The organism is Streptomyces sp. NPDC008001 (assembly GCF_042958085.1).
In the GTDB taxonomy this organism is placed as follows: domain Bacteria; phylum Actinomycetota; class Actinomycetes; order Streptomycetales; family Streptomycetaceae; genus Streptomyces.
This window is the reverse complement of sequence record NZ_JBIBIZ010000006.1, coordinates 45524-53751: the sequence shown is the minus strand read 5'-3', so window position 1 is coordinate 53751 and position 8228 is coordinate 45524. Positions and strand designations below refer to the sequence as shown.

The 8228-nt window shown below is 71.4% G+C and carries 9 protein-coding genes; all 9 read left to right on the top strand.

Features of this window, described 5'->3' with window-relative positions; genetic code table 11:
• Positions 1 to 141 precede the first annotated feature (141 nt).
• The 9 genes from ACFZCD_RS16840 to ACFZCD_RS16800 all read left to right on the top strand — a co-directional run bounded on the left by ACFZCD_RS16840 (position 142) and on the right by ACFZCD_RS16800 (position 8175).
• Positions 142 to 1539: a sensor histidine kinase gene (locus tag ACFZCD_RS16840; protein ID WP_391832229.1), complete on the top strand. Its 1398-nt coding sequence runs from the start codon at positions 142 to 144 to the stop codon at positions 1537 to 1539.
• 29 nt (positions 1540 to 1568) lie between these two features.
• Positions 1569 to 2624, top strand: a complete 1056-nt coding sequence (locus tag ACFZCD_RS16835; RefSeq protein ID WP_391831420.1) for a response regulator — start codon at positions 1569 to 1571, stop codon at positions 2622 to 2624.
• A 227-nt stretch (positions 2625 to 2851) separates the two neighbouring features.
• Positions 2852 to 3079: a Flp family type IVb pilin gene (locus tag ACFZCD_RS16830; RefSeq protein WP_391831419.1), complete on the top strand. Its 228-nt coding sequence runs from the start codon at positions 2852 to 2854 to the stop codon at positions 3077 to 3079.
• A complete protein-coding gene (locus ACFZCD_RS16825) occupies positions 3076 to 3783 on the top strand; it encodes a pilus assembly protein TadG-related protein (protein WP_391832227.1) in 708 nt (235 codons plus the stop codon). The genes ACFZCD_RS16830 and ACFZCD_RS16825 overlap by 4 nt, the downstream gene beginning before the upstream one ends.
• A gap of 43 nt (positions 3784 to 3826) precedes the next feature.
• The gene (locus ACFZCD_RS16820) at positions 3827 to 4402 is read left to right on the top strand and encodes a hypothetical protein (protein WP_391831418.1); all 576 of its coding nucleotides are present in this window, start codon (positions 3827 to 3829) and stop codon (positions 4400 to 4402) included.
• 4 nt (positions 4403 to 4406) lie between these two features.
• Entirely contained in the window at positions 4407 to 5015 is a 609-nt protein-coding gene (locus ACFZCD_RS16815) for an OmpA family protein (protein ID WP_391831416.1), read from the top strand.
• Between the two features lie 98 nt (positions 5016 to 5113).
• A complete protein-coding gene (locus tag ACFZCD_RS16810; RefSeq protein ID WP_391831414.1) occupies positions 5114 to 7093 on the top strand; it encodes a hypothetical protein in 1980 nt (659 codons plus the stop codon).
• 29 nt (positions 7094 to 7122) lie between these two features.
• Entirely contained in the window at positions 7123 to 7695 is a 573-nt protein-coding gene (locus ACFZCD_RS16805) for a hypothetical protein (protein ID WP_391831412.1), read from the top strand.
• A 39-nt stretch (positions 7696 to 7734) separates the two neighbouring features.
• Positions 7735 to 8175: a DUF3592 domain-containing protein gene (locus tag ACFZCD_RS16800; RefSeq protein WP_391831410.1), complete on the top strand. Its 441-nt coding sequence runs from the start codon at positions 7735 to 7737 to the stop codon at positions 8173 to 8175.
• The last annotated feature ends 53 nt before the right edge of the window (positions 8176 to 8228 follow it).

The following is an 8228-nucleotide window of genomic DNA, read 5'->3' as shown; positions in this document are numbered from 1 at the left end:
CGGCGCAAGGCGGCCAAGGCCGTGCCCAAGGCCACCACCATCGTCACCATGATCATGGTGCCCGCGACGATCCTCCTGATCGGCGCCGGGATGTTCCTCGGCTCCGGCCTGATGGGCTGACCCGTGGCCTTCGACGACACCATGGCGCGCCACCCCGGCCCCGGCCCCGGACCCTTCGCGGCGGCCCCGCCCGGCCTCCCCCTCGCCCCCGTGGCGGGCGCGAGCGGTGGTACCGAACCCGCGCCGGCCATACAGCTCAGCGCTCTGCAGGCGCTGTGCCGGCAGGTCTTCGGCTTCCGCCTCGCGATGATCGCACTGGCCACGCCCTTCACGCTCTACGGCGCCCAGCGCGGCTGGCCGACCTGGCTGGTCGGAGCCGCGGTCCTCGGCACCTTCATGGGCTCGTACATCCTCATCCGCGACTGGGAGCGGTTCGGGCCGCTGCTGCTCCGGCACCCGGCCCTGCTGGGCGTCGACACGATCTTCGGCGCCCTGATGCTCTTCACCGCGACCCCGGACAGCCCCCTCAGCTACGTCACCATCTGCACCCCGCTGCTCGCGGGGCTGGTGTACGGCCTGCGCGGGGCGGGAATCTTCGCCTGCCTGACCATCCTGATCGTCTTCCTCGCCTACGCGGGCGACCGGCACTTCTCCTTCACGGCGGCCGACGTCACCTTCCTGCCCGGCGTCTGCATCCTCGCGGGGGCCGTCGGGTCCACCCTGCGCGGCCTCGTGCTCCGCATCGGGGCCGCGAGCGAGGCCCTCACCGTGACCCGGTCGCAGCTCGCGGTGAGCGAGGCGGTGGGCAGCGAGCGGGCCCGGCTCGCCCGGGAGATGCACGACTCCGTCGCCAAGACCCTGCACGGGCTCGCCCTGGCGGCCGACGGCCTCGCCCACTCGGCGGACCGCATGGACCCGCAGCAGGTCAAGAGCCAGGCCGAGCTGGTGGCCCGGTCCGCGCGCCGCGCCGCCGCCGAGTCCCGCGAGCTCCTCTCCGACCTCCGGCGGGAGTCCGGTCTGGACGGAGGCGTGGACGTGTCCGACGAACTCGAAGTCCGCGTGGCCGACTTCGGGAGCCGTACGGGGCTGGAGGCCGCTTTCCACGGGGCCCCCGTCCCGGCCGTGCCCCAGGCCGTCGCCCGGCACCTGCTCACCATCGCCTCCGAGGCGATGGAGAACGCCCACCGGCACGCCGGGGCGAAGCGCCTGGACGTGTCCGTCGAGGTGATCGGCGGCAGCCTGCGCATCAGCGTCCGGGACGACGGGCGGGGGCTGCCGCCCGGCACCTCGCTCGACAGCCTCCGGCGGGCCGGGCACTTCGGCCTCGTCGGCATGGTGGAGCGCGCGGCGCGCATCGGGGCCCGGCTCCGGATCGGCAAGGGCCGGGCCGCGCAGGGCACCGAAGTCCGCATCGACTTCCCGCTGGCGGCGCTCGCGCCGGCCGCCCAGGCGCCGCCGCCTCCCGGCGAGGACTGGGCATCACCGCCGGCCGTCCCGCCCATGAGCCCGCCGAAGCGCCGGTTCCGCCGCTCACCCTGATCCGTCACCACCGAGAGGAGGCTGCCCCCATGCCGGACGACACTCCCTTCGCCCCGCCGCAGGCCCGCCCCCACCCCGACCCGTTCCCCGCGGCGGCACCCCCGGCGGTTCCCCCGGCCGGGGCCCCGCAGCCCGCCGGGCCGCCGTTCGCGGCCGGCGCCGAACCGCTCCGCGTCGTCGTCGCCGATGACAACCCCGTCGTCCGCGCCGGGCTCACCGCCCTGCTCTCCGGCCGCGCGGACATCGAGGTGGTCGCCGAAGCCGCCGACGGCAGGCAGGCGTACGAGGCCGCCTGCCTGCACCGGCCGGACGTCGTGCTGCTCGACGTGCGCATGCCGGGCGTGGACGGCATCTCCGCACTGCCGTACCTCGTGGGCCTGTCCGCCGTCATGATGCTGACGTACAGCCAGGAGGCGGAGATCGTGCACGAGGCGCTGCGCCTGGGCGCGGGCGGCTACCTGGTGCACGGCGAGTTCACGGCCGACGAACTGGTCGCGGCCGTACGCAACATCAAGGCCGGCCGGGCCCACTTCACGGCGACGGCCTCCACCGCCCTGCTGACACAGCTGCGGGGCGGGGCGGGGTACAGGCCGGCGGGACAGGGGCTGCCGGACGGGCTCGGAAGCGGGACGAACGCGGCCCACCTCACGACTTCGCCGGTCCCGGAGCCCGTGTCCGCCCCGCCCGTTCCCGTGCGCGGCGGCGAAACCGGCGTCCACGGAGGAGAAGACAGCGGTGGGGGCGGCGAAGGCGGGACCGTCCGCAGGCTTTCCGCACCCTTGCGGCGGCTGAGACGCCCTTCGCTCGGACAAGCCGATGTGGCACAGTCTGCCTCTGAGCAAGCAGTGCAGCGGGAAGGAAGCGGCTCCGCCCGGTACGGGCTGAGCCGGCGGGAGGAGGAGGTGATGGGGCTGATCGCGTCAGGGATGTCCAACGCGCAGATAGCCGCCACCTGCTTCATCAGCGAGAAGACGGTCAAGAACCACATCAACCGCATCTTCGCCAAGCTGCACGCCGCCAGCCGCAGCCAGGCCATCGTGCTCTGGCTCGACGCGGTCCAGGGGAACGGGCGGGGCCATGGCTGAGCGGCGGCCACGGCCCGGGGCCCAGGGCGACACCCACGGGACCCAGGGCGGGATTTGGGTCCGGCATTGGGCCTTGGGGCCCACGACCGGATCCGGTGCCACGGCGTACGTTTCTCATGTCGCTGACGAGCCCGGCCAGGTGGCGGCCCGGGCCGCCGGCGGCACACGGACTTACGCATCGGTCGGCAAAGGGCCGACTGAAGCCGGAGGGGAAAACAATGAACGACATGCTGTTGAAGACAGCGGTCGACACGAAGGTCCGCTGCGCCTCGTGGCGGGACACCTGCATCGACCGGATGTTCCGCCACGAGCGTTCCAAGGGCCAGACCGCCGTCGAGTACATCGGCATGATCGTGGTGGTCGTGGCGATCATGGCGGCCATCGCGGGCTTCACGGACATCGGCGACGTCATCAAGGACAAGATCAAGGCGGCCATCAACAAGGTCAAGACCTGATCGTCACGAGAGCGCGGCGGCACCGCGAGGCAGGGCAGGCCCTCCCCATCTACATCACGGTGGTGGCGGGCCTGCTCTTCCTCGCGTTCGCGTACTTCGCGGTGGGGCAGGCCGCCGCCTCGCGCAACGGCGCCCAGTCCGCCGCGGACGCCGCAGCGCTGGCCGCGGCACAGGACGCCAGGGACCAGCTCCGTGCCGGGCTGCTCAACGCGCTGGCCGACCCCGCGAGCTGGGACGGCCTGCTGAAGGGCAGGGGTTTCTTCACCAAGCGCGCCTGCGAGGCGGCCGGCCGGTTCGCGGGCCGGAACGGCGCCGACGTGCTCCCCGGGGACCGCGGCTGCCGCTCCCTCGGCTGGGGCCGCACCGGATTCACGGTCACCGTGCGGACCCGGGAGTCGATGGGCAGTTCGGTGATCCCGGGCACCGAGAAGGACCACCCGGAAGCCACGGCCACCGCGGTCATCGTCCCCAGGGCGTGCTCGGTGCAGCCTCCCGCGAAGGGCGACGCCCCCGCCGGAGACGACCGGAAGCCGGACGCACCGGACAAGCCCGGGAAGCCGGAGAAGAAGGGGCAGGACGCCCCGGCACACGTGAAACTGCGCTGCGCCGACGGACGGATGTGGGACATCGACCCGGGCAGCCCGGACGGCATGCGGAACTTCCCGACGGTGGCGGACCTCTTTTCAGTGAAGCTTTCCGACTGACCATGCGCCGAGCGCGTGAACGAAGAGCAGAGGACGAGCGGTAATGGCCATGAGGCAGATCTCCCAGGTGCGTCGCGCGGCGACGGCCGTCTCCCTGGCGGCGGCACTCGCATTGACGCTGTCCGCCTGCGGAAGCGACGACAAGAAGGAGGAGAAGCCCGCCGCCGATCAGCCGGCCAAGCAGGACTCCGGGCCCGGCCGCGCGAGCGACGCCAAGGTGATCGCATCGCTCAAGGGCGCGCAGGGCATCTCCCTCGACATCACGTCCGCGACTCGCAGCGCCGGCGGTTTCGTCACCGTGAGCGGCAACCTCCGCAACACGGCGGACGAGGACTTCACCGAGACCAGCCCGTGGTCGGGGCCGGAGATCGCCGTGAAGCAGGCGGCCGGCAACTCCCTCGGGGGCGCCACGCTCGTGGACGGCGCGGAGAAGAAGCGCTACTACACGCTGCGCGACACGGAGAACCGCCCGCTGGTGAGCACCGGGCTGGGGATCATCAAGGCCAAGTCCGAGCAGAAGGTCTTCATGCAGTTCCCCGCACCGCCGAAGAGCACCTCCGCCGTGGACATCCAGATCCCCACGTTCCAGGCGGCCACCCTGAAGCTGACGGACGCGTGACCCCATGAGGAAGCTCCGTAACCACAGCGCCACCTTGCTGGCCTCCGCCGTCCTCGCCGCCGGCCTGACGGGTGTCTCCGTCACGGGCGCGGCGGCCGACGACGTTCCCGCGGCCCCGTCGGTCTTCAAGGGGAAGATCGACCCCAAGGCCCCCGGTCTCAAGCTCGAGCCCGGTAAGACGCTCGCACAGCCGAAGGTCCTCGAACTCAAGACCATCATCGGCGACGAGAGCGAATCCGAGCGCCGCGAGGACTCCGAGTCGGACGTGAAGTTCCAGCTCCAGGCCGAGGTGCTCTTCCCCAAGGACAGCGCGGACCTCAACCCCGCTGCGAACGACCGCATCAAGGCCATCGCCGACGAGATCAAGAAGCAGAACGCCCGTCAGGTCAACGTCTTCGGCTTCACCGACAACCTCGGTTCGCACGAGCACGGCATGGAGCTCTCCAAGCAGCGTGCCGACGCCGTGCAGAAGGAGCTCTCCAAGACCCTCGGCTCCGACGTGCACTACGAGATCCGCGGCTACGCCGAGGACGCGCCCATAGCGTCCAACGACACGGAAGAGGGACGGACGAAGAACCGCCGCGTCGAGGTGTCGTTCCCCCGCTCCAACTGACGTTCCTTGGGCCCGGATTGGGCCTCCGGGCCCAAGACCGTGCGTTTCCCCGCGCGCTAGCGTGACAGCGGCGTGATCACCTGGGGGAGGCACGGGGCATGGGCGGCAGCGGAGCACGGCACGACTGGTCGGCAGGATCCGGGGGCGGTGCTCCCGGAGCACGGTCCTCTTCGCGCGCCGGCGGCGCCTTCTTCGCACTGGTGCGGGCCTGGGCGGCCGCCCTGCTGGTGCTGCTGGGCGCCGGCTACCTGCTGGGCTTCCTGACGCTGGACACCCTGGGCACGACGGCGCGCCTGGAGGACTTCGGCTGGCGGGTCACCCTGATCTACGTGCCGAACGCGCTGGTCGCCTCGCTCGCGGGGCTGGCCGCGGCCCGCCTGCACCGCGAGCCGTACCGGCACGTGCCGCTGCTGCACTTGGCCGCCGTGGCCGGGGTGCCGGTGGCCGCGACGCTCCGGGGCCTGGTGAACGACCGGGACGTGCTCGTCGCGGAGGGCGTGTGGATGGCGGTGGCCTCCCTCGTACTCGGCGGAACGGCCGCCCTCCTGCTGGACCGGCTCCTGGAGGGGCGCCACGACGGGGCGGCCGACCGCCCCTGGGGCGACCTCGGGCAGACGACCACCGACTACATAGGCACGGTGGTCGTGGTCGTCGCCGTCATCGCGGGCCTCCTCACCACGGAGGTGGGGCAGTCGATCGGCGGCCGGATCACGGAGAAGATCTGCCGGGCGCTCGGCGGTTCCTGCGGCGGACCGGCGGACGGCGGCACCGCCCGGGCCAAGACCGACGCCGACTACGAACCCCCGCTGTGCAACGTGGCCACGGTCTCCGACACGGCCGGCAGCGAAGCCAAGATCGCCTGGTTCAAGTGGGGCAACGAGTACGGCTTCCAGCAGCAGACGTTCAAGTCGAAGACCGACGTGAACGGTGACGGCAAGGTCGACGACAAGGACCAGAAGGTCTACCTCACCTTCACCGACGCGGCCTCGGTCGGGGCCACCGGCGAGTGGAAGCCGGGCCTGAAGGTCGGCAAGCTCGGCACGGACAAGGTCGAGATCGGCGGCGGCGTCAAGGTCACCAACGGCGACACCTGGGCCTTCGACAGCCCCGAGCAGGCGGAGAAGTTCCGCAAGGAGATCGAGGAGATGAAGACCTGGGAGACCTCTGCCAAGTACGGCGGCGGCATGGGGGGCAACTGGTACTCCGGGATGAAGTACGCCGAGAAGCGCGAGAAGATCGAGAAGAAGCTCGGCGACCGGCACATCGGGTACGGGAAGCTGGGCCTGGACGTCACGGGCGAAGCGGGCCTCAAGGTGTCCGTCGCGGACGAGAAGAAGCTCTCCGGCCAGCTCGGCGGGAAGTTCAAGTTCGCGCCGGAGGTCACCTTCACGAACAACGACATCAACGGCACGAAGGCGTACACGTACTCGGCCGCCATGGAGTACGGCGGCAAGGTGGGCTACGAGGCCGGGCCCATCAGCGGCTCCTCGGAGGGCACGGTCGCGCGCACCGGCACCATGACCGTCACCCGGGACAAGAAGACCGGCAAGCTCACCCGCATCGACATGACGCAGACGATCGACAAGAAGGGCAACGACGGCGGCAAGGCCGCCGGGTCCAAGGACAACGGCAAGGACGGGGACGACAAGAAGGGCGGCGGCGTCAAGGCCGGCGGCAGCTCCAAGACGAGCGACGTCGACGTCGTCACCAACTCGATCGTCTTCGGCAACGGCCAGGACGGTGACGCGGACCGCGCGATCGCGGAGAAGTGGCTGGACGGCTCCGGCGACAACACCGCGCCCTTCGCCTACATGTTCGGCGACCACGCGCCGACCAGCCGGCCCGGCGCCGACGACCCCTTCGGCAGGCTTCTCTTCGACAAGGGCATGTCCAGCAAGATGCACTACACCGGCGAATCCAACGCGGCGGAGTACGGCTTCGACCTCACGCTGGGACTCAGCCTGGGATTCAAGGTGACGACGGAGAACAGCAAGCAGCAGCTCGACCAGGCGCAGTTCCTCGGAGCACCTGTGGGCGACAAGCGCGGGTACGTACCGTACAGCTACTGCGCGAAGTGATCCGCGAGCCGGAGAGAGTGGGAACCGTGATGGACAGGAAGCATGCGCCGCGCCGTCTCGCGGCGTTCGGGACGGCCGGGCTGCTGGCGAGCGTGCTCGTCGCCGGCTGCGGGAGCGAGCAACCGGCCGCGGCCCCCCAGGACTGGAAGTCCCTGGACGCCCAGCGGCTCAGCGTCTCCTACCCGCCCGCCTTCACCGAGCTCGGCGCCGCCGAGCGGGGGAAGCACACCGCCGCCGCGGCGGCCCTCGCGGACGGCGGGCGGACGGTGGGCAAGATCGGCGTCCAGCTCGACTTCACCACGGCCACTTCCGCCGAGACCGCCGCCATCGGCGCCGAGGCGAGCATCCAGCTCGGCTCCACCCTCAAGGGCCAGAAGAAGATCGACGTCCGGGGGACCGGCGACGCGCGCCGCGTCGACTACGAGTTCACGTCGACCGGCGAGCAGAACACCCCCGCCAAGGGCACCCGGATGACCGGTGTCGACATCGTCGGCATGGACAAGAAGGACGAGGCCTTCCTCGTCCGGATCAACGCCGTCAAGGGCAGACTGTCCGACGGCGACATCGAGAAGATCGTCGAATCCGTCCGGGTCACGGGGTGACGGACGGGCGCGGCGGACCCGAGAGGCGGTGAGTCACCCGTGCGGATCCCCGGAGGGGAAAGCATCTTCCTCTGCCTGCTGGCCTCGCTCTTCGGAGCGTTCGCCGTGCACTACCTCCGCCGGCTGCTCACCGTCCTGCGGGTGCTGCGGCACGGCGAACGAGCCCCCGGGACCTGCGTGGACATCCGCTACGACCGCAGTCCCGGCAGCGACACCGAGACCAAGCACTTCGTCTTCGCCTTCCGGGAGCCGGACGGCGGAGAGGTGCGCTTCGAGGACCGTGGCCGGGCCTTCGGCGGCCTCTCCGTCGGGTCACCCGTGCGGGTCTCCTACGACCCCGGGGCGCCCCGGGAGACCGCCACCATCGCGGACCGCGACCACTGGGGCGCGGTGGCCGTCCCCGCCTTCGTGGGCCTGGTGTGCGGGCTGGTCGCCCTCGTCCTGCTGCTGGCCGCGGCGCTTGCCGGCGGGGTGCTGTGAGGTGCGCGGAGGACGCGGCCGGCGCCGGCTTGGGCCCATGGGCCCATGACCCG

Coding starts and splice junctions, on each gene's coding strand:
- ACFZCD_RS16840 (WP_391832229.1), top strand. CDS start 142: ATGGCGCGCCACCCCGGCCCCGGCCCCGGACCCTTCGCGGCGGCCCCG.
- ACFZCD_RS16835 (WP_391831420.1), top strand. CDS start 1,569: ATGCCGGACGACACTCCCTTCGCCCCGCCGCAGGCCCGCCCCCACCCC.
- ACFZCD_RS16830 (WP_391831419.1), top strand. CDS start 2,852: ATGCTGTTGAAGACAGCGGTCGACACGAAGGTCCGCTGCGCCTCGTGG.
- ACFZCD_RS16820 (WP_391831418.1), top strand. CDS start 3,827: ATGGCCATGAGGCAGATCTCCCAGGTGCGTCGCGCGGCGACGGCCGTC.
- ACFZCD_RS16815 (WP_391831416.1), top strand. CDS start 4,407: ATGAGGAAGCTCCGTAACCACAGCGCCACCTTGCTGGCCTCCGCCGTC.
- ACFZCD_RS16810 (WP_391831414.1), top strand. CDS start 5,114: ATGGGCGGCAGCGGAGCACGGCACGACTGGTCGGCAGGATCCGGGGGC.
- ACFZCD_RS16805 (WP_391831412.1), top strand. CDS start 7,123: ATGGACAGGAAGCATGCGCCGCGCCGTCTCGCGGCGTTCGGGACGGCC.